Raw genomic sequence first — 19,021 nt, 5'->3', positions numbered from 1 at the left:
CCATGTTTTTCTGCATGCTTAACAGTAGGTGCAGGCATGGTTTTTTTCTGCGTAAAGAAAAGGGTCTGGGGAAGTAATGGAATGGCACACAGGTATGATAGAATAGAATAAACATCTTATAGGTACTGACAAACGAAAATTAATTATAGATTATGATCCGTGAGAAGAGGTGAACGCTGTATGCAGGGAACGATTCTGGTAGTGGATGATGAGCAGCCCATCGCTGATATTTTGAAATTTAATTTAGAAAAAGAGGGCTACCAGGTGATTTGCGCCTTCGATGGAATCAGCGCGGTGGATATCGCGGTCAAGCAGCAGCCTGATCTGATCCTGCTGGACCTGATGTTGCCGGGCATGGACGGCATGGACGTATGCCGCGAGGTGCGCGGACATCAGCTCCAGACGCCGATTATTATGCTGACCGCTAAGGACGGCGAAATCGACAAAGTGCTGGGGCTGGAGCTGGGCGCGGACGATTATGTAACAAAGCCGTTCAGCACGCGGGAATTGCTGGCACGAGTGAAGGCACAGATGCGCAGACAGCAACGCGGCGGGGCAGGCGCGTCGGAAAGCCGACCGCAGGAAGATAAGCAGGGGCTGCGTGTGGGCGACCTCTTTTTTGATACGGATATGTATACAGCTTACAAAAACGGAACACCGCTTGACCTGACGCACCGCGAATATGAGCTATTGCACTATATGGCTAAGAATGCCGGAAAAGTCATGACGCGGGAGCATTTGCTCCAGGCAGTATGGGGCTTCGAATACTACGGGGATGTGCGGACAGTGGATGTGACCATTCGGAGGTTGCGCGAGAAGATTGAGGAGAATCCGAGCAAGCCGGAGACCATCCTGACACGCCGTGGCCTTGGATATATCGTGAGCGGGGGCAAAGGTGGCCTGCGGGCATGAAATGGCTGTCTTTCTTTCGTACCATTCATGCAAAGCTGATTATTATTTATGTGCTACTTATCTTGGTGGCTATGCAGCTGATAGGGGTTTATTTTGTCAGCTCGATGAAGAACTCCCTCACGAGTAATTTTACGCAGGATTTGCAAGCACGGGCGGAGATGCTGTCCGTGCTGGCGGAGCAGGATCTGAGTGGCAGCGACGGCAAAATGGAAGAGGACAGCGTGGAAAGTCTACGTGCACGCGTGAATAATTTATTCGATTTCAGCGGCGCGGAAATTCAGGTGCTGGATGCCAGCGGGAAAGTATTAATTACTTCCCAAGGTTCACACGCCGATTATGTCGGACGCAAAAATACGCAGACAGTAGTCAGCCGCGCACTCCAAGGAATCCGAGATAACGAGGAATACATGGTGGACGAAGATAATGTCCGCAAGAAGGTCGTCGCCAAGCCCGTTATCAGCCAAGGCAAGATTGTCGGCGCGGTATACATCGCCGCTTCAATGACCGAGCTCTACGATACGATGAAACGCATTAACAATGTGTTTCTCTCAGGTATGCTCATTGCGCTCGCGTTGACGGCTGTGCTGGGCGTGGTATTGGCCCATACGATTACGCACCCGATCAAGGTAATGACACGCCATGCAACGGAGGTTGCCGAGGGCAAATTCGACCAGCAGATGCCTGTATTTGGTGAAGATGAGATCGGTAGGCTCAGCGTGGCCTTTAACTATATGACAGGCCGTCTGCGTGAGGCACTGTCCCAAAATGAAGAGGAGAAGGAGAAGCTCTCCTCCATCTTGACCAATATGAGCGACGGTGTGGTCGCTACTGATGACAATGGCCGGGTCATTCTGGTCAACCGTCGGGCCAGCGCCATGCTGGGCGTGAACGAGAACGAAATGACCGGCAGGCATATCGCGGTACTGCTGGGGATCGACCCGGAGGAAACCGAGGCCCTGTATAGCGGTTCTTCGGCCTCCACGCTCTTGCAGCTGGAGCCAGCTGGTCAGGATGAACCCATCGTCATCCGTGTGACATTCACGCCGATTCATCGGCGGGAAATTGGCATTACGGGGACGATTGCCGTGCTCCAGGACGTGACGGAGCAGGAGGAGATGGAGACGACACGGCGGGAATTCGTAGCGAATGTATCCCATGAGCTGCGCACTCCGTTGACGACCATCCGCAGCTACGCTGAAGCGCTGGATGACGGCGCGATGGCTGAACCGCAGCTCGCAGAGCGTTTTGTGGGCGTGATCCGCAACGAGACAGAGCGTATGATCCGGTTGGTTACAGATTTGCTGCATCTGTCACGGCTTGATTCCAATGAGGCGCCTTTGCGGATGCAACCTGCCGATGTGATGGAGATGCTGGACGAAGTCGCAGATCGGTTTTCTTTTCAAATGAAGCAAAAACACATTCGCTCAGGGATGTTCGTAGAGCAGGGAATCGGTAAAGTCGTGATCGACCGGGACCAAATTGAGCAGGTGCTGGACAACCTGATGTCCAATGCGCTGAAATATACGCCAGATGGCGGAAGTATTCGGATCGAAGCTCGCCGCAACAGTGAGGGAATGCTGTCCATTTCGGTACAAGACACCGGAATTGGTATTCCCAAAAAAGACTTGGACCGGATTTTTGAACGGTTTTATCGTGTAGACAAGGCGAGATCGCGCAATATGGGCGGCACGGGACTGGGACTGTCGATTGCCCGGGAAATTGTAAAGGCGCATGGGGGCCAGATTTTTCTGGAGTCGGAATACGGTCAGGGAACCTGTACGACCTTTACGCTACCCATGTCGAGTGAAGGGAGGGAAGCACAGTGAAGGAACGTTTGAAGTCCTGGACGCTTATTTTGCTGGTTGCTTCCAGCCTGGTACAGACTTATTTTTTAATTTACCGCCTTCCAGGCAGTGATTCTGTACTCACTTCAGAAACGAACTATGTCAAAACCGAAAGCATGGGGCAGGAGGAAAAGATTGAGAACCTCGTGTTTCCTGATAAAATGCTAATTCACCAAGGTGAGAAGAAGCATACCGTTTTTTATCCGGGTGTTACTTTTTACGATTTAATTTATACACGGCTGGAAAGCCGAAGCTTTAACAACTTTCAACGTCGAAGTATTCAATCGGCGGACTGGGCACAGATTCGCAGCGAAAACGAAGGCATCGAATTATCCTTTTCAGGCGGAGTCCCGGTTTCATTACTGGAGCGGGTTATGCGTCTGACGCCGGATTCGGTGTTTCAGGGAGAGACGATTAACCGCATTTGGATCTATATAGACGAAAAGAATGCCAAGCCACACGCGCTCTTTTTCAGTGCCAGAGGCGATGTGGTGTATGAGGCGAACCAGTTCGATATGACAGTAGAGGACATCCGCCAGCATGTGAATTTCGGTAAAAATGCCCCGTTGTACGAGCTGGTAAATAATCAGTACTACATTCCCGTGGATGATCTGGAAACTACGCAGCCTGTAGTGTATGCTGGATTGTTTACGACAGAGCAAATGCAGCGGAATTTGTTTTTCGATCCGGGGATTACGCGTAATATTCAGGAGAAGGACGGCTCCCAAATTTATACGGATAGCAAACGTAGTCTGCAAATCAAGCAGGAGCAACGTTGGATGAGCTATACCGATCCGAGTGCGCCAGGAGCGGGTGGAAGCAGCCCGATTAGGGATGTGCTGGCCGCAGTTGATTTCGTGAATCAGCATGGCGGTTGGGATGCTTCGTATCAGCTGAAATTGAGAAGCAGTGATGAAAATCGTACATCTGTGATGTTTCAGCAGTATTATGGTGCTTATCCAGTGCTCGACACACCATCGTTCCGCTTTGGTACGATTTCGCTGCAAATCCAGCAGGAAACGGCTTCTGTCTATGAACGTTCGTTGCTGTATCTCAAGGGAGGAGAGCAATCCTCGAAGAAGGTTATGCTGCCGGGCGGCGAGCCCTTGAAGAAGCGACTGGAGACTGTAGGCAAAGGGAAGACGATTCGAGATCTGACTCCCGTATATCAACCGGAGCTGACCAATGATGGATTGAAGCTTGCTCCTGAATGGCGCGTTTCGTTCGGTGACGGTTCTGTTGCAGAAATTCTTGCTGTTCCTGTAACGACAGCATCCAACACAACACAAACGAAGCCAGACCGGGAGACAAAGAGGTGACAGGAAGGGGGAACGGGAATGGATTGGAGCCGCGCCAAAAACGTATTGATCTGTACATTTTTGCTGCTCAATGTGGTATTGGGTTACCAATTGTGGCATGATGCGCAGGAAACGGCAGGGCCGAGTCTGGATTTTACTTCATTGGATGAAAATACGCAGCGTTTAATGGAAGAGAAAAGCATTCAGGTGCTGGCTCCGATTCCCGGCGATACCCCGCAGCTGCCTAAACTCTCTTACACATACGTTCATAGTGGAGAAAAGGATGATCGTGTGCAGCTGGTGAAGCCGGTGGACAGCAAACTGGTATTCACTCATGATGCGTTAGTTGAGGCATTGGAGCCACAAATCAAGGATATCGATAACTTTCAGTACGATCCGCTGGATGTTCAGGAGGAATTGGCATCCGGACAAGCAGATGCTTTTGTACTTCATCCGCTGGTTCAGGGCAAATGGCCGCTATTTAATGTGAAGCTGGCTCTGTTTTACAGCAATCAAAAGATTACAGGGTATCGCAAAATTAAGGTCGAGCTCCAGCCTTCGGATGAGGCAAAGAAAATGCTGCCTGCGTCCAAAGCACTGGCAAGGCTGATCGACGGCTATTTGCCGCGTGATACGATTGTGAAGGATATCCGGCTCGGTTATTACGGACAGACCTTTAACTCCGATAGTCAGGTGGCTGCCCCCGTGTGGCGGTTTATGCTGGACAACGGAAAAGGTGTGTATTATGTGCAGATGAACGGAGATGTCATTAGTCCAAAGACAGAACATACAGAAGGGTCTTGAACAGATATGGGGATTTCATTTACCGTGCTGTCGAGCGGTTCGACCGGCAACGCTACCGTTGTGCGGAACGAAGACACGACATTGCTCATCGATGCGGGTCTCAGCGCGAAGCGTATTGACGAATTGCTGAAAGAACGCGATCTGAGCGGAGAAGAGTTGGATGGTATTTTGGTCACGCATGAGCATTCCGATCATGTTAAAGGACTAGGCGCCATGGCGCGTAAATATAATTTACCTATATATGCTAACGAGAAGACATGGTTTGCCATCAGCAATGCTGTTGGGCAAATTGCAGATGATAACCGTAGAATATTGGAGACAGGCGCAACGCGGGAATTTGAATCATTACGCGTGGAGTCTTTTGGTATATCCCATGATGCGGCCGAGCCTGTAGGATATAGCTTTTATGATGGGGCGGAGAAGCTGAGTGTAGCGACCGATCTTGGCTATGTCAGCGACAAAGTGAAACAGGCGATATCAGATGCGGATGTATTGGTGCTGGAGTCTAATCATGATGTGGAAATGCTGCGTATGGGTCGTTATCCGTGGAACATCAAGCGCCGTATTCTCAGCGATATCGGTCATTTATCTAATGAGATGGCGGGCGCGATTCTTAGCGAGCTGCTGACAGGACGGACGAAGCGAACGTATTTGGCACATTTGAGCCGCGACCACAATATGATGGAACTTGCGAAGCTGACTGTGCGTGGGGCGATGGAAGACCGCGGCTGTTTTTACAAGGATAGTGAGTTTCGATTGTGTGATACGTACTATGATCGTCCTACACCTTGGGATAAGGTAAGTGAGCCATAAAGCTGTCCAGCTCGGCGGCTTTGCGTTCTACCTCTTCACGGGTCACTACGCCTTTGTCCACCAGTAGTTCAATCAATGTACTTAGCGCCAGTGTATTGCGGTAATGCTCGTCTTTTAAATCCGCCAGCTTGGCAGCCATGCGAACTTCATCCATAGCCGAACGATGTGAATTCATCATATATTCCTCCTAAAAAATATTTTAGAAATGGCGTGCAATGAGCTTGGTTCTGCCTGTGGTTTTGCTAAGTGCTGTGATACAATAAAGCTAACAACGAAAAGCTTTCTGAAGGAAGGCTCTCATCGAAAGTATAGGCAGCTTTAAGCGGACGGGAACAGGCCAGAACGTCTCTATGAGACGATCATTTTGTAATAGAATAGAAGACTTGTTACTATTGTAGTCCATTGGTTTGGAAATCATTCCTCTTTTTTCCTCTATTCGGAGTCAGATTCGGCGTGTATGCTAATTTATGAGATTCGGTTGCTTAGGAAGGCACCATTTGTGGTGATTAATAAGTAGGCCGGAACGATTGGTTGCTGGATTCCGATGATAAGGGATATTCAATCCATTTGAGATGTTCAACGGAGCAGGTTCTCTGTAGCATAGGTTGGCGCAAGCCCGAATAGCCCTAATTTTTTAGTGAGTGTCGGTGCATGACAACGAAGGGGAGAGGATTAGCATGGGCTTGTTTGAGGACGATTTTTATTCAACGAAGGTATCCACACGTGCGGCTAAAAAAATGGCATTTAAGGCACGCCGTGGAGGACGGGGACGTTGGCCACACAGGAAGCGTGGAGTAAGTCCGGTGCAAGCTGCTGTCATTAGCGGTGCAGTCAGTGCAGTGATTGCCGTGCTTCTGTTCAGTTTTATTACAGGTCTGCCCTCCACTACAGCGGTAAGCGGAGCCAGTCACTATCCCTTGCGGCAAGCAGCGGGTGACCCGTATGACCGGATTGTGCAGGCGGCAGCCAAGGTGCGCCCAGCCGTCGTTAGCATCGTGAATCTGAAAGATGAAGAGGGTAAAAGTACGGAACAATCCGCGCTTGGATCGGGTGTCATTTTCCGAGTGAGTTCGGGCAAAGCCTTCATTATGACGAATAACCATGTGGTCGAAGGATCAGATGATCTGGATATTGTAACGGTAGACGGTGTCAGAAAAGAGGCAAAGCTGATCGGGAAGGATCGCATTAGTGATATCGCGGTACTGGCAGTTGACGATAAAGGCATTAGCACAGTAGCGGATATCGGCGACTCCAGCAAACTTCGTCTGGGTGAAACGGTCATTGCTATTGGCAACCCGCTTGGCTTGGGAGATACGCTTACCTCCGGTATAGTAAGCTATACGAATCGCATCATTCCGATTTCCATTAATCAGGATGGGGTATATGACTGGGAGCAGCATGTCATCCAGACCGATGCGGCGATTAATGAGGGAAACAGCGGCGGCGCGCTGGTCGATCTGGACGGACGTGTGATTGGCATCAATACGATGAAAATCGCTGATACTGGTGTTGAGGGACTTGGTTTCGCTATTCCCGCCAATGAGGTAATGAAAACGGTGAATGAACTGGTTGAGGACGGCAAGATCACCCGCCCTTATCTGGGGGTATACACGGTCGATCTCAATAATGAATATGCACCGCTGGATGAAACTCAGCGCAAGGAGCTCAAGCTGCCGGACAGCGTGAAGAATGGAGCAGTCGTTCTGGAAGCCCACGGTCCTGCCAAAGAGGCTGGCTTGAAGCTGAACGATGTCATTACAGCGTTTGATAGCGAACCGATTAACTCTACGCTTGATTTGCGTCGCTACTTGTACGATAACAAGAAAATTGGCGATGAGCTGAAAGTTACTTTTTACCGGGCAGGCAAGGAAGAAACGATGACGTTAAAATTAACAGATAAGCCGGAAGGCTAAGGTATGATTATAGGCTTAACTATAAAAAGGCGTTCACCGGCTTAGTTCCGGGAACGCCTTTTTCGATCTTCTGCTGCGCCTTAGATTAAGATGTCGTTCCCGTTACACGGGTTCCGCTCTTAGTGATCTTGTATGTCACCACATCGCCGCTCCAGAAGTGGAACTTCAGCGTGACTTCACCATCTTTTACACTATTAAAAAATTCAGGCAATAGCTTGATCCCATTGGCATCATAGGCAGGGGAAAAGGTATTGCCAAATTCTTTATAAGGTGTCCAATCCTGTGGACCGGCATTACCACCATTCGTATACACGGCTTCCATCGTGGCAAGCTGGCTACCACGGAAGTCTGTTGGAATGGTAAAGGCTTGAGTAGTCCCTTCGACAGCACTTAATTTTGGGGTATCATACACGACGACTCTAAAATTCCAGTCTGCCCCCTTGTTAAACTTAGCGGTAATGGCGGCATTCTCCCCATATTTACCGGAAGTGGTCAGGCTGGTGAGCAAGCTGGCTTTGAAGGTTAATATGTCTCCGCTCAGCGTATAGTCGGTGCCCTGTGTTAGTTGCTTGCTGTTAGCACTGAGTGTGTTCAGCTGATTGCCGTTCAGGTTTAAGGTGACCTTGGTGTCCTGAGCAGAGGTGCCTTTCTTCAAGTGAATGAGGTCACAGTCTGCATTGGAGGAGCGTCCTTTTAGGCTGGACTTAATGACATTAAAGAGTTCAGGGTCAGACCATTTGTACGTTGTGCGATTAAAATGCTGGCCGTTATCCCAGAGTATGCCTGTTATTTTCTTCTCCTTCATATAATAGGTCAAAAACTCGAAGAATTTTAGCTTTTCGCCCTGTTCAATCACGCCTGTATGTTTATCGAAGCCGAGCAGGCCATATTCACCGACAATGACCGGAATCCCCTTGGCTACAAAGGTGTTATAGACGTTATCAAAGGTTTGGATGATATCGTTTTTAGTATCTTTATCAAAAGTAGTATGGCCTGCAATATTTACACTGAAAGGCCAATAACCATAATAGTGGACGGTGGCAATCAGGTTGGGATCGTTCAGCTTGGTTATCGTGTTGTACAGCTCATTGATTTTGGTCTGAGCAGGTGCGGTGTCCAAACCAGGCAGAACAAGGGGACGAGTGGCATTTTTACCGCCAGAAGCACGGACAATTTTGTGGAAGGATATATTCAGTTCCTGGAGCATCTGGTTCATTTTCGCTTCATCCGTAGTCCCTCCTTCGGAGAAACGAGGTTCGTTAATGCTTTCAAACATCAGCTTGTTAGGCTGATCTTTAAAGCGCGGGGCAATTTGTGTCCATAATGCGTTATAGCGAGCCAGCACCTCATCATGTTTGGGTTCCATACTGCTTACCCACGTCCATGAATCATGATGGACATTGATCATGACGTACAGATTGGCGTCCAGTGCCCAGCGAACAACCTCTTCCACACGGTTCATGTAGGAAGACTCAACGGTATAGGTCGGTGCGGCTCCAATGTGCTTATCCCAGGTGACGGGGATGCGTATGCTTTTGTACCCTTGGGCAGCAATTTGCTGAATCAACGCCTGAGTAATGCGCGGATTACCCCAGGCTGTCTCGTCTGCCCCGACAGCATCCAGAGAATTTCCCAAATTCCATCCAGGCTGCATGGCTTCCACATACGATTGCATGCTGCTCGCAGCCGCAGCTTGTGGTGCTTGTCCGTCAGATTCGGCAGCAGCGGCAACGGATGCGAACGTAGATAATAATAGGGTGATGGCAAGCGTCAACGACAGCAATGAAACGGGTCTTCGTTTTAACATAACAGGCCCCTTTACAAAGTTATTTTTGAAAGCGCTTTCTAATAAACACTACCATACTATTTGAATATGGAATACCTGTATAATTCATGTAAAAATCATGTGTTTATTAGATATTTTAAATTTGTAAGCGTTATTATTGAAAAAATACAGAAATGAGTGTAGAATCTATGGCCCTACAAAATCCAAATACAAAAGAAAGAAGGAGATGAATATGAATAAGTGGGACACGGAAGAGGCCATTCGACGCTGGGATATGCATGCAGAAAACTTTACGGCCAAGTACACGGAGGAAGGAGATCGATCTCGCGAAGTACTGCTGAATCCGGCATTGCAAGCCTGTATGGGACCCCTCGAGGGAAAAAAAGTGCTGGATGCCGGCTGTGGCGAAGGTTATCTAAGCCGGAAAATGGCCAAGGCGGGTGCTTTGGTAGAGGCTGTCGATTACTCGACAGAGATGCTGAGGCTAGCCAAAGAGCGAACGCCATCAGCGTTGGGAATTACATATCACCATGGCAATCTGGAGAAGCTGGAGATGTTCGGGGACCAGAGCTTTGATCTGATCGTGTCCAATATGGTCATACAGGACTTGGCTCATTATGAGCAGGCGATTGCCGAAATGCGGCGGTTATTAGTTCCAGGAGGTAGCTTTATTTTTTCTATTCTGCATCCGTGCTTTCTGACGCCGCAGAGTGGATGGGTGAAGGATGAGACAGGGAAAAAGCTGTATTGGAAAGTGGATCAATATTTCAACGAAGGCCCCCTGGAGCAAGCCATTCCTTATGATCAGGAGGAAAAGCTTTTGTATTTTCACCGTACGCTGGGCAGCTATGTACAGACCATTGTTGAGGCGGGTTTGTTGTTGGATGGGATGATCGAACCGAAGCCGTCTGCTGACATGCTGGACAAATTTCCCCATTTCCGTGAAGACCTGAACGTCAGTAATTTCCTCATTTTTAAGACCAAACGTCAGGGATAGTGGGCAAGCCCTTTCCTTTCCGCGTCAAGTGTGGTAGAACAAAAGAAGGCAGTTTTGACACACTTACAACAGGAAGAGCTTCAAACGGAAAGGGATGCAACTGGAATGTACGTGGTATGTAAAGAGCATGTGGAACTGGCAATTGATATGTTCGTCGATGAATACGAGGATGCACCGGATGTCGTCGATCTCAAGGAAACGAAATTTTCGGATTGGGACCCTCCAGTGAAGTGCAAGGAATGTGAGAAGAAAGCCGAGTTCTTGGTCGTCTAAAAAAAACAAGCACGGGCGTTTCGGGCAGAAACGTCCTTTTTGTATACCAGGATTTATTACATACATAGAGCTATATTTATTCCCATCACTACTGAGACAGGAGTGAACGATGGATGGACCCTTTGCTGCATTCACTGTTTCGTCCGCTTCAAGTCAATGGAAGTGATCTCTCCACGTATTATATCGAACAAAAGCCGTCTGCTGCGCTGAGAGCTTACGTAGCCTGTTATTGGGAGTCCGGTCCGGCTACTAGAGAAGTTTCTGAAGAGAATGTGGCAGTATCGGATAAAGACGCAGCTTCATTGAGTTGGATGGAGGAAGAAGAGGCAGTGGATCGGGTATTACCTGATGGTTGTACGGATATTCTATTAGAATACGACTCGGTGAGTAAGCGTCAGGAACTCTCGTACTGCGGGACATTTACGAACCCGTTCGTGTCTACCAGACAAGTAGGGTCCGAGACACGTATTTTTGCGGTGCGATTTTTTCCGGGCGGTGCGCATTATTTTCACGGGATGCCGACTCACTTGTTTACAGGCGGTAATTATCACTTGGAAGATCTCTGGCCCGAAAGCATCGCCGTCATAGGTGAGCGCATTATGGAAGCGCAGAATTTCAATGAACGGGTGCGCATAATGGATGAGTATCTTAACCAGCTTCTGCTGCGCCAACGCACGAACGATTGTGACCTGATGAAAAACTTGCTGCATCGCATCTTTGTGAGCGGTGGGAGTGTGGGGGTTAAGGAGCTTGCGGAGCGTGAGACGATCAGTGAAAGACAGCTTAACCGCAAGTTTGGCCAATGGATTGGGATCAGCCCCAAGAAGTTCAGTGAAGTCGTCCGCTTCCAGAGCGTTCTACGCAGTATCCAAAGCGGCGGGAGTCTGGATTGGACGGAGCTGGCATTGAAGCACAGTTTTTTCGACCAGGCGCATCTGATCCATGACTTTCGCAAATTTTATGGAGCTTCCCCGCTTACTGCGGCTAAAGACTTTCGGAAGTTGTCCGATTTTTACAATACACGTTCCGGGACCTCGGCTATACTTAAAATATGAAGAAGAATGGCAAAGGAGAGATGTAAATATGAGTGGAACGCTGCAAGTTCGCGATCATCTGCTAAATGAGCTGGAGACCGGAGTACGGACGGGGGAAGCCTTGATCCGTAAAATACGTCCAGAGGATTGGAGTTTTCGCCCGCAGGACAATTTCCGCTCGCTGCTGGAGTTAGTACATCACTTTGTGCTTATTCCAGCTTCGGATCTTGCGATCATGCAGGAGAAGTCTGAGGGTGAAGTGGGAAGCATTGAAAGTAGCCTGTCCGGGGTGGAAGATCCCGAGCGCTTGGCTACGACTTTCAGGGAGAATTTTGAGGCTTATAAGACTTACATTCTTTCGCTTAGCGAAGAAGATTATCTGAATCGTTCGACGAAAGCTTTCTATATGGAGCATGGACATTTGCAGGTTCAATGGCAGATTGAGACCGTGACCCATGTGTTCCATCATCGTTCGCAGATTTATAATTATCTGAAGCAATTGGGACATGAAGTGAGCTTTTTTATGTTGTACGCTTGAGTATTTTTGTGAAGGTTTACGGAGGGCACCTATGCGGTGCTCTTTTTTGGTTTTATTCAAAGATTTTTAGGATGGAATGGCTTAGTCGAACGCGCGTGAAACTTCTTTACTAACTCGTCTGAGAATGCCGATTTGCTCCTCATTCAATCTGCTGGTCAACGCGACAAATTCATCTACTGCCTCTTGCCGAATCGTTTCGTCTTTAGTCATATGTTCTTTGGAAAACATCAATTCACTGATAGACACGTTTAAGGCAGTTAACACTTTCTCCAAGGTATCAATAGAAAAGTTTCTTTCGCCACGCTCTACCGATCCAATATATGCATCATCTAATCCTGAAAGTTCCGCAAGTTGTTGCTGTGTTAATCCCTTAGCCTTCCGAATCGTTCTAATTCTTTCTCCAACCGAATTCCGTAATTTTGTCATATTAGCCACCTCTCCTAAAGGTTAGGAGAGTATCGATGTAATTAGCAGAGACATAAAGGCGGTAAAATTTATTGAAAAAACTGCGATTAAGTACTATAGTTAATTTATTGTACTACTTATTTGGAGTTTCACAAAGGAATATATTAAGAGCGAGTGCTTTTTATCCTAGTCATTTTAAAGGAGGAACCCTCTTTGCGAACTTCTATCCTGAAATCACTCAAACCGGACATCATTGTTGAAATGTTAGAGATGGCTGTGGCTTTTGAAAACTGGAAAAAGGTGATGGAGACGGCGGATATTTTGTACCAATGTGTACAGCGTATCTATGAAGAACGGCAGTATCATAAAGCAATGAAATTACCCATCCCGCATGTCCATTTAGAACGTCCGTTGGTATATTATTTCGGGCTCAGTCACCTGATGTGTGGAATGGCTCACCAGAACCAGGGTACATATGAGCAGGCAAGGGAGTGTATCTATAAGTATGCTGAGCTGGGGTGGATGGAGGATTTAAAGGAAGAAGACATTCAGGTTGTCGAGGAGTTCAGGTTTTTAGCCAAAACTAATTTATATGCAGTAGATATTTTGTCTGGAAATATAGAGCTGATCGAGGAATACGTAGCCTTTTTGCAGGATAATCTAGAGGAAATATTACCGGGACTGAATACCATTTTACAGGCAGCGCTTATGTATCATTTGGATGTAGGGGATATTTTACATACGTTTGCAGAGCAGATTGATGAATTCGGGAATTATGAAGATGCAGAGAATGTATCTTACTATTATAGCTACTGCTTTCATTTGGCTTTGTACTATCGGAAGTATGATAGGTTACAGGATGCGGTGAAGCTTACTGTGCAGGCGATGCAACTAGCCGATCAGTCGGGTAACGATCGTAATTTCAAGAAATGTACAGCATTGTTTGAGTCCCTGCGCGAGTCTGCGAAAGCTGAACAAATCAGCGAATATCGGCAGATGCTAGTGCAGTGTCTTGATGAATATGAAACGGATAGGCATTTCATTGTGAAGAGCATAAATGAATGATCCGCTATAATCTGAACAGGGAATAGGCTCGTAGTGGAGAGGAAATAGATAGGTAAGAGACGTTTCAGGTGCTAAAATAACTATGTTACAGGTATGTTTTTAAGTTAGGGATCGTAATTACGATTTTACATTATCATTCGACATAGATAGGGGTATGGAATTTGTTTATTCAACTTATAGGTGTGGGGAAGTTAAAAGAGAAGTATTTGGTCATGGGCATTCAGGAATACGCTAAACGGCTGGGGCCATACATCAAGTTTCAAATGATCGAAGTAGCGGACGAAAAGGCTCCAGACACACTGAGTGAGGCGGAGGTTCGACAGGTTAAGGAGCGAGAGGGTGAGCGTATCCTGGCTCATGTGAAAAGCGAAGCACACGTGATTGTGCTCGCCATCGACGGCAAACTGTGGAGCTCGGAAGAACTCGCAGAGGAATTGGACAAGCTCGGTACCTACGGTACAAGCCATGTTGTCTTCGTCATTGGTGGCAGTCATGGTCTCTCTGACGAAGTCCTCCACCGTGCCCAGCAGAAGCTGAGCTTCGGAAGGATGACTTTGCCACATCAGCTGATGCGATTGGTGCTAGTGGAACAGATTTATCGGGCGGTGAAGATAAATCGAGGGGAACCGTATCATAAGTAGGGCGAAATTTTCGCTAGGAAACGGGTGAGAAGCTATGAATGTTTTGTTTAAAAGAGGGCATCGAAAATTGTTGAAATTAAGGGAAAGATTCAAAATAGCACCTTTCTCTGTTTGGGAGATTAAAATATCTAAACGCTACTTTTATGGTATTATTTAATACACAGGAAAAAGGCTTAGGGCCTATTTTTATTAGGAAGAGAGGAAAGTGTATTGAAGCCTAAGGTTATTAAAATTGACGATCTTTACATAAATGAGGATAATCCAAGAGATGAATCTCAAGAAGATGAGGCTGCGGCAATAAAAATACTGTTCAAGAATGAAAAAAAACTTTTTAATCTAATGAAATCAATTGCTGAATATGGTTTTGAAATATCAGAGCGAATAATTATTGTTGGAAATGGAGCACCAAATAAATATCTAGTAATGGATGGTAATAGACGTGTTACTTGCATAAAACTACTGAATACCCCTGAGCTCTTACCTCTTGATATTGATAATAGAGGTCGATTGATTAACCGTATAAAAAAAATAAAAGCAGATTTTAACTATACACCTATCTCGACTGTTGATTGTGTTATATATGATATTCCTGCTGAAGAATCTTTAATGAAAAGAACTATTCAAAACAAGCATACTGGGGAGAACAACGGTGCTGGGCGTCTTCCTTGGGATTATAAGGCACAGAATAGATTTATGAATGACGACTATAAAATTTATTTGATTGAATTCTTAGATAACATACTCAAAGTTGAACGGTCTCTTTCAACAATGGAACGTATATTCAGTGATCCTGATTTGAGAACCCGTTTAGGGGTCATAATTGATAAAAAGTTGCCTGAAATAAAACTAGTTAATAGTGATAGTGAAAAAAAGATCTATTATATTCTAAAACTTATAAAAAGTAAGAAGATTACTGTAAGTGATGTTTACTACAAAGAAGACCGAGAAAGCTTCTATAACAACTATTTCATTAAAAACGAAAATTGGCGAAGCTTAATATCAGATTTAGAGGATCCAGTGAAGCCAGAGGACGAACCAGTCATAGAGGAGCCGGTCAAGCCGAAGGATAGACCAGTCGTAGAGGAGCTAGTCAAGCCGAAGGATAGACCAGTCGTAGAGGAGCCGGTCAAGCCGGAGGATAGACCAGTCGTAGAGGAGCTAGTCAAGCCAGAGGACAGGCCAGTCATAGAGGAGCTGGTCAAGCCGGAAGGTAGAACTGTCTTAGAAGAGCCAACTGCCAGACAACCTAATGAAAAACCTGATAATCAGGAAGAACAACTAACATTGCACTTAAGTCCTGAATCACAGCCAAATCCTTTAGACAACTTAAAGCAACAAAAACCTGAAAGTATCTCTTTTTTGTTTCAGGGTATTATATATTATGGGCAACATCCAGGGATTAAAAGATCTCTCTATGAATTACATAGATTGAGAGTTTCTACCTATACGTTAAGTGCAACGTATTTGACTCGCACTCTCTTGGAATGTACATTACAAGAGTATTTAATAAAAAATGGACTTTTTAATGAATGGAAGAAACCGGAGAAGGATCCGTCTATGACCGATTTATTGAATTATTGTGTAAGTAATAAATCTTTGCAAAATATTAATCAAAATTATCAGAGAACTATAAATGTAGCTTTTGGGAAAAAGGACCACGATGAATTAAATTCAATTACACATGGGAAGTATAATCTACCTTCACCAGATATTTTATGGGATATTGAACGAAGATGGAGATTGTTTGTGAAGCACATGATAGAAAATTTGAATAGTCATATCTAGTAGTAAAAGATATAGGCCTTGGGGTGATTTAATGCCAACTACTTTGTCTCCACTGCGATATCCTGGTGGGAAATCTCAGATGACAAAATTTGTGGAACAATTGTTGCTGTATAACAATATAGCTAATGCAACTTATATTGAGCCCTTCGCAGGAGGGGCAGGGATAGCTATAGAATTGCTTCTGAAAAATAAAGTGACCAATATTATCATAAATGATTTTGATATAGCTATTTATGCTATGTGGTACTCAGTTTTAAATAACACTAATGATTTTATTCAGTTTATATTAGAAACCCCAATTAATATGAAAGAATGGTACAAGCAGAAGGAAATCTATACTAAGAAGGATGAATCAGACTTGCTTAAGCTAGGCTTTGCAACATTCTTTTTAAATCGTACTAACAATTCAGGAATAATAACAGGAGGTCCCATTGGAGGGCATAATCAGTCAGGTGACTATAAATTGGATTGCCGGTTTAATAAGGTCTCTCTTATTAAAAAAATTTCTGATATATCTAAAATGAGACATGCTATTTTGCTGTACAATTATGATGCTTTAATATTTATTAGAAATATAATAAAAGAAAAAATGGACACTCAAAATACATTTATTTTTTTTGATCCTCCCTATTACAAACAAGGGAAAAATCTTTATACTAATTTTTTTACCCACGATGACCACAAGTCTCTAGCTGATGAAATCATAAGTTTAGATAATTATCATTGGATAACAACTTATGATTTCGAAGAAGAGATATCTAAAATATATGGAGCTTGTTCTAGGAAAACATACACTCTTCAATATTCAGCAAGAAAGACTCGAAAAGAGAAAGAGTATTTATTTCATAATAAAAGAACCCGTGTTGAATCTTACGGCAAGGTTATATTTGAAGAATAGTGATATATAATTAAAATTAATTAAAGGATTTAAATACAATACGAACACTAAACCTAAACCAAGGCCCTTCTATTATGTGAAGGGTCTATCAATATTTTATACCTCAATTGTTGAATGCAGTCCAACAATTGAGAAAAGACATGAAAAGTACATCGTAATCAAAAATTCATTTACAAGTTGAGTTGTAATGGATGGGTTATTATGTAGTATAATTTACGCAAGTGAGTTACATTTTGTCGAAATTGGTAGGCTTCATAATTTGCAAAGGAGATTAGTAATGGTAAAAAAAATATCGGTTTTTCAATATAGAAAAATTAAAAACCTTGATTTCGAGTTTTCAAATAAAATTAATATAATTTCTGGTACTAATGGAACTTGTAAGACTTCTTTATTACATATAATCAGTAACTCTTTTCAAGCGCCTACGAAAAATTGTGATTGGATAGATAATGGTTCTTGCTTAGATACTATTAAGAAAATCAATAGCATCACTAATCCTAAAATAGAAAGCCTTAGTCGTGGGGATAAAACATATAATGATCCAGCTAATGGGCATAAGGGTATTTTGTTTAATGTCGAATACTATCACAGAGATCCGCTTAGTTTTAGAAAGCATACATCAAAGATTACCAATAGATATGCTGTTAAGCCACGATATAAACCAGGTACATCTGATTCATTACCTTTCTGTCCAATTATATATTTAGGATTGTCAAGGCTTGTTCCCTTTGGAGAATATCAGAATGATGAAGCTGTTGAGGGTCTGAAAAAAACTTTACCTATTGAATATCAAGATGAAATTGCTAGTGTGTATGAAAAATTCACAGGAATCAAAATTTCTTCAATGGTCCCTCAAAAAATGGGTGATATTAAAACACGTACTGATTTCTCAAGTAATGATAGCGGGATTGATTCAAATACAATCTCAGCGGGAGAAGATAATCTATTTATATTAATTACTGCAATAATTTCATTAAAGTATTATTTTAAAAGCATTCAGAGTAACCGAGATATAGAAAGTATTTTATTGATTGATGAGTTTGATGCTACTTTGCATCCATCTTTACAAATTCAACTCATGCAACTATTAAAGCAATACTCATCAGAGTTTAAGATACAAGTTATATTTACAACCCATAGTTTATATTTATTGGAACACGCTTTAAAGGAAAAAGAGAACGTTCTTTATCTTATTGACAATATTACTTCGGTACTCAAGATGGATTCCCCCGATATTTATAAAATAAAAATGTTCTTACACGGCAAAACACATGATGATATTTATATAAGTAGAGTTATACCAATATTTACGGAGGATAATGAAGCTCGAATCTTTTTAAATATTATTTTGGATTATTTTGCTGAAAATAGGCTTAATTTTACGAAAGTTCGACGATACTTTCATTTTGTAAATGCTAATATTGGAGCAACAAACTTAATTAACATATTTAGCGATACATATTTGTTAAAATCTACGATGCAGTCTATATGTGTATTAGACGGTGATCAACGCCCTGATTATAACAAGTATCTGATTACTCTACCTGGAAATGCTTCCCCTGAGAATTTGATTATGGATTATTCTGTTATGCTCTTTGATAATGATGATGCTTTTTGGACTGACGAAACAATACTTAATTTAAATTTCGGCAAAGTCTATTACAGGGATAATATTCGTCCTGATATTGATAATATTGCAAATACTTTGATCGATCTTGAAAATACAGGAAAATCAACGCACGGTGTAAAAAGAGAGTTAAGCAAGAAAGCTTTTATTAAACATGAGCGGTTCTTCGAACTGTTGTTTAAGCACTGGGTGAATAACCCGGAAAATGTGGGTGCGATTAATAAATTTTATAAAGATTTGAATATTATGTTTAAAAAAGTTGCAGAGTTCCATGAAATAAATTCAAATGAATGGAATTATGCTTGATATTCTTAAATTTACTTCTGATAATAATTTACATCATGTACACTATTTGGTTCTAACAGACCGCAGGATTTTGTAAGCCTAC

Annotated in this window: 18 protein-coding genes; 15 read left to right on the top strand and 3 right to left on the bottom strand. The window is 44.0% G+C overall.

The genetic code is table 11. From position 1 onward, the window contains the following. Nucleotides 1–180 precede the first annotated feature (180 nt). From yycF to ACWA2B_RS07065, 5 genes are read left to right on the top strand one after another with little or no spacing between them, the layout of a single operon-like run. Nucleotides 181–912, top strand: a complete 732-nt coding sequence (gene yycF, locus ACWA2B_RS07085; protein WP_025723159.1) for a response regulator YycF — start codon at nucleotides 181–183, stop codon at nucleotides 910–912. Then, nucleotides 909–2,738, top strand: a complete 1,830-nt coding sequence (walK, locus tag ACWA2B_RS07080) for a cell wall metabolism sensor histidine kinase WalK (protein ID WP_029518931.1) — start codon at nucleotides 909–911, stop codon at nucleotides 2,736–2,738. The genes yycF and walK overlap by 4 nt, the downstream gene beginning before the upstream one ends. Beyond that, nucleotides 2,735–4,075: a YycH family regulatory protein gene (locus ACWA2B_RS07075; RefSeq protein ID WP_449291847.1), complete on the top strand. Its 1,341-nt coding sequence runs from the start codon at nucleotides 2,735–2,737 to the stop codon at nucleotides 4,073–4,075. The genes walK and ACWA2B_RS07075 overlap by 4 nt, the downstream gene beginning before the upstream one ends. 18 nt (nucleotides 4,076–4,093) lie before the next feature. Further along, nucleotides 4,094–4,858, top strand: coding sequence for a two-component system regulatory protein YycI (gene yycI, locus ACWA2B_RS07070; RefSeq protein WP_029518929.1), 765 nt, complete (start codon nucleotides 4,094–4,096; stop codon nucleotides 4,856–4,858). Between the two features lie 6 nt (nucleotides 4,859–4,864). After that, entirely contained in the window at nucleotides 4,865–5,671 is an 807-nt protein-coding gene (locus tag ACWA2B_RS07065; RefSeq protein ID WP_023991120.1) for an MBL fold metallo-hydrolase, read from the top strand. Here ACWA2B_RS07065 and ACWA2B_RS07060 read toward each other — a convergent pair. Next, nucleotides 5,640–5,846: a hypothetical protein gene (locus ACWA2B_RS07060; protein WP_025723164.1), complete on the bottom strand. Its 207-nt coding sequence runs from the start codon at nucleotides 5,844–5,846 to the stop codon at nucleotides 5,640–5,642. The two genes, ACWA2B_RS07065 and ACWA2B_RS07060, sit on opposite strands and share 32 nt — an antisense overlap. A gap of 502 nt (nucleotides 5,847–6,348) precedes the next feature. Here ACWA2B_RS07060 and ACWA2B_RS07055 point away from each other — a divergent pair. Next, nucleotides 6,349–7,584, top strand: coding sequence for a S1C family serine protease (locus ACWA2B_RS07055; protein WP_029518925.1), 1,236 nt, complete (start codon nucleotides 6,349–6,351; stop codon nucleotides 7,582–7,584). 85 nt (nucleotides 7,585–7,669) lie between these two features. Here ACWA2B_RS07055 and ACWA2B_RS07050 read toward each other — a convergent pair whose 3' ends face one another. Continuing rightward, nucleotides 7,670–9,391, bottom strand: a complete 1,722-nt coding sequence (locus ACWA2B_RS07050; protein ID WP_449291846.1) for a cellulase family glycosylhydrolase — start codon at nucleotides 9,389–9,391, stop codon at nucleotides 7,670–7,672. Nucleotides 9,392–9,602: 211 nt separating this feature from the next. On the opposite strand from ACWA2B_RS07050, the gene ACWA2B_RS07045 reads away from it, so the two are divergent. The 4 genes from ACWA2B_RS07045 to ACWA2B_RS07030 all read left to right on the top strand — a co-directional run bounded on the left by ACWA2B_RS07045 (nucleotide 9,603) and on the right by ACWA2B_RS07030 (nucleotide 12,212). Next, complete coding sequence (locus tag ACWA2B_RS07045) at nucleotides 9,603–10,367, top strand: class I SAM-dependent methyltransferase (RefSeq protein ID WP_449291845.1); 765 nt, start codon at nucleotides 9,603–9,605, stop codon at nucleotides 10,365–10,367. A gap of 105 nt (nucleotides 10,368–10,472) precedes the next feature. Further along, on the top strand, nucleotides 10,473–10,640 hold the full coding sequence (locus ACWA2B_RS07040) for a CxxH/CxxC protein (protein WP_013373879.1): 168 nt from the start codon (nucleotides 10,473–10,475) through the stop codon (nucleotides 10,638–10,640). 113 nt (nucleotides 10,641–10,753) lie between these two features. Continuing rightward, on the top strand, nucleotides 10,754–11,695 hold the full coding sequence (locus ACWA2B_RS07035; RefSeq protein ID WP_449291844.1) for an AraC family transcriptional regulator: 942 nt from the start codon (nucleotides 10,754–10,756) through the stop codon (nucleotides 11,693–11,695). 28 nt (nucleotides 11,696–11,723) lie between these two features. Further along, complete coding sequence (locus ACWA2B_RS07030) at nucleotides 11,724–12,212, top strand: DinB family protein (protein ID WP_449291843.1); 489 nt, start codon at nucleotides 11,724–11,726, stop codon at nucleotides 12,210–12,212. Nucleotides 12,213–12,293: 81 nt separating this feature from the next. On the opposite strand, the gene ACWA2B_RS07025 is transcribed toward ACWA2B_RS07030, so the two are convergent. Then, nucleotides 12,294–12,638: a helix-turn-helix domain-containing protein gene (locus ACWA2B_RS07025; RefSeq protein WP_209950117.1), complete on the bottom strand. Its 345-nt coding sequence runs from the start codon at nucleotides 12,636–12,638 to the stop codon at nucleotides 12,294–12,296. Nucleotides 12,639–12,830: 192 nt separating this feature from the next. Here ACWA2B_RS07025 and ACWA2B_RS07020 point away from each other — a divergent pair, with 192 nt between their 5' ends. The 5 genes from ACWA2B_RS07020 (at nucleotide 12,831) to ACWA2B_RS07000 (ending at nucleotide 18,939) form a co-directional block, all read left to right on the top strand. Then, nucleotides 12,831–13,682, top strand: a complete 852-nt coding sequence (locus ACWA2B_RS07020; protein ID WP_209950116.1) for a DNA-binding protein — start codon at nucleotides 12,831–12,833, stop codon at nucleotides 13,680–13,682. 161 nt (nucleotides 13,683–13,843) lie between these two features. After that, nucleotides 13,844–14,323 carry a 23S rRNA (pseudouridine(1915)-N(3))-methyltransferase RlmH gene (gene rlmH, locus ACWA2B_RS07015; RefSeq protein WP_449291842.1) on the top strand — a complete coding sequence of 160 codons (480 nt, stop codon included), beginning with the start codon at nucleotides 13,844–13,846 and terminating at the stop codon, nucleotides 14,321–14,323. A 210-nt stretch (nucleotides 14,324–14,533) separates the two neighbouring features. Next, nucleotides 14,534–16,108 carry a hypothetical protein gene (locus ACWA2B_RS07010; protein WP_449291841.1) on the top strand — a complete coding sequence of 525 codons (1,575 nt, stop codon included), beginning with the start codon at nucleotides 14,534–14,536 and terminating at the stop codon, nucleotides 16,106–16,108. A gap of 31 nt (nucleotides 16,109–16,139) precedes the next feature. Next, nucleotides 16,140–17,006 (top strand): DNA adenine methylase, encoded by an 867-nt coding sequence (locus ACWA2B_RS07005; protein WP_160788373.1) that lies wholly within the window; start codon nucleotides 16,140–16,142, stop codon nucleotides 17,004–17,006. A gap of 277 nt (nucleotides 17,007–17,283) precedes the next feature. Further along, nucleotides 17,284–18,939 (top strand): ATP-dependent nuclease, encoded by a 1,656-nt coding sequence (locus ACWA2B_RS07000; RefSeq protein WP_160788372.1) that lies wholly within the window; start codon nucleotides 17,284–17,286, stop codon nucleotides 18,937–18,939. Nucleotides 18,940–19,021: the final 82 nt, after the last annotated feature.

The organism is Paenibacillus sp. CMM36 (genome assembly GCF_053570945.1).
Note: the sequence above shows the minus strand (reverse complement) of the source record. Positions and strands in the feature narration are given on the sequence as shown.

Bases quoted from the DNA above. Each gene is read 5' to 3' on its own strand.
- yycF (WP_025723159.1), top strand. From the start codon at position 181: ATGCAGGGAACGATTCTGGTAGTGGATGATGAGCAGCCCATCGCTGAT.
- walK (WP_029518931.1), top strand. From the start codon at position 909: ATGAAATGGCTGTCTTTCTTTCGTACCATTCATGCAAAGCTGATTATT.
- yycI (WP_029518929.1), top strand. From the start codon at position 4,094: ATGGATTGGAGCCGCGCCAAAAACGTATTGATCTGTACATTTTTGCTG.
- ACWA2B_RS07065 (WP_023991120.1), top strand. From the start codon at position 4,865: ATGGGGATTTCATTTACCGTGCTGTCGAGCGGTTCGACCGGCAACGCT.
- ACWA2B_RS07060 (WP_025723164.1), bottom strand. From the start codon at position 5,846: ATGAATTCACATCGTTCGGCTATGGATGAAGTTCGCATGGCTGCCAAG.
- ACWA2B_RS07055 (WP_029518925.1), top strand. From the start codon at position 6,349: ATGGGCTTGTTTGAGGACGATTTTTATTCAACGAAGGTATCCACACGT.
- ACWA2B_RS07050 (WP_449291846.1), bottom strand. From the start codon at position 9,391: ATGTTAAAACGAAGACCCGTTTCATTGCTGTCGTTGACGCTTGCCATC.
- ACWA2B_RS07045 (WP_449291845.1), top strand. From the start codon at position 9,603: ATGAATAAGTGGGACACGGAAGAGGCCATTCGACGCTGGGATATGCAT.
- ACWA2B_RS07040 (WP_013373879.1), top strand. From the start codon at position 10,473: ATGTACGTGGTATGTAAAGAGCATGTGGAACTGGCAATTGATATGTTC.
- ACWA2B_RS07035 (WP_449291844.1), top strand. From the start codon at position 10,754: ATGGACCCTTTGCTGCATTCACTGTTTCGTCCGCTTCAAGTCAATGGA.
- ACWA2B_RS07030 (WP_449291843.1), top strand. From the start codon at position 11,724: ATGAGTGGAACGCTGCAAGTTCGCGATCATCTGCTAAATGAGCTGGAG.
- ACWA2B_RS07025 (WP_209950117.1), bottom strand. From the start codon at position 12,638: ATGACAAAATTACGGAATTCGGTTGGAGAAAGAATTAGAACGATTCGG.
- ACWA2B_RS07005 (WP_160788373.1), top strand. From the start codon at position 16,140: ATGCCAACTACTTTGTCTCCACTGCGATATCCTGGTGGGAAATCTCAG.
- ACWA2B_RS07000 (WP_160788372.1), top strand. From the start codon at position 17,284: ATGGTAAAAAAAATATCGGTTTTTCAATATAGAAAAATTAAAAACCTT.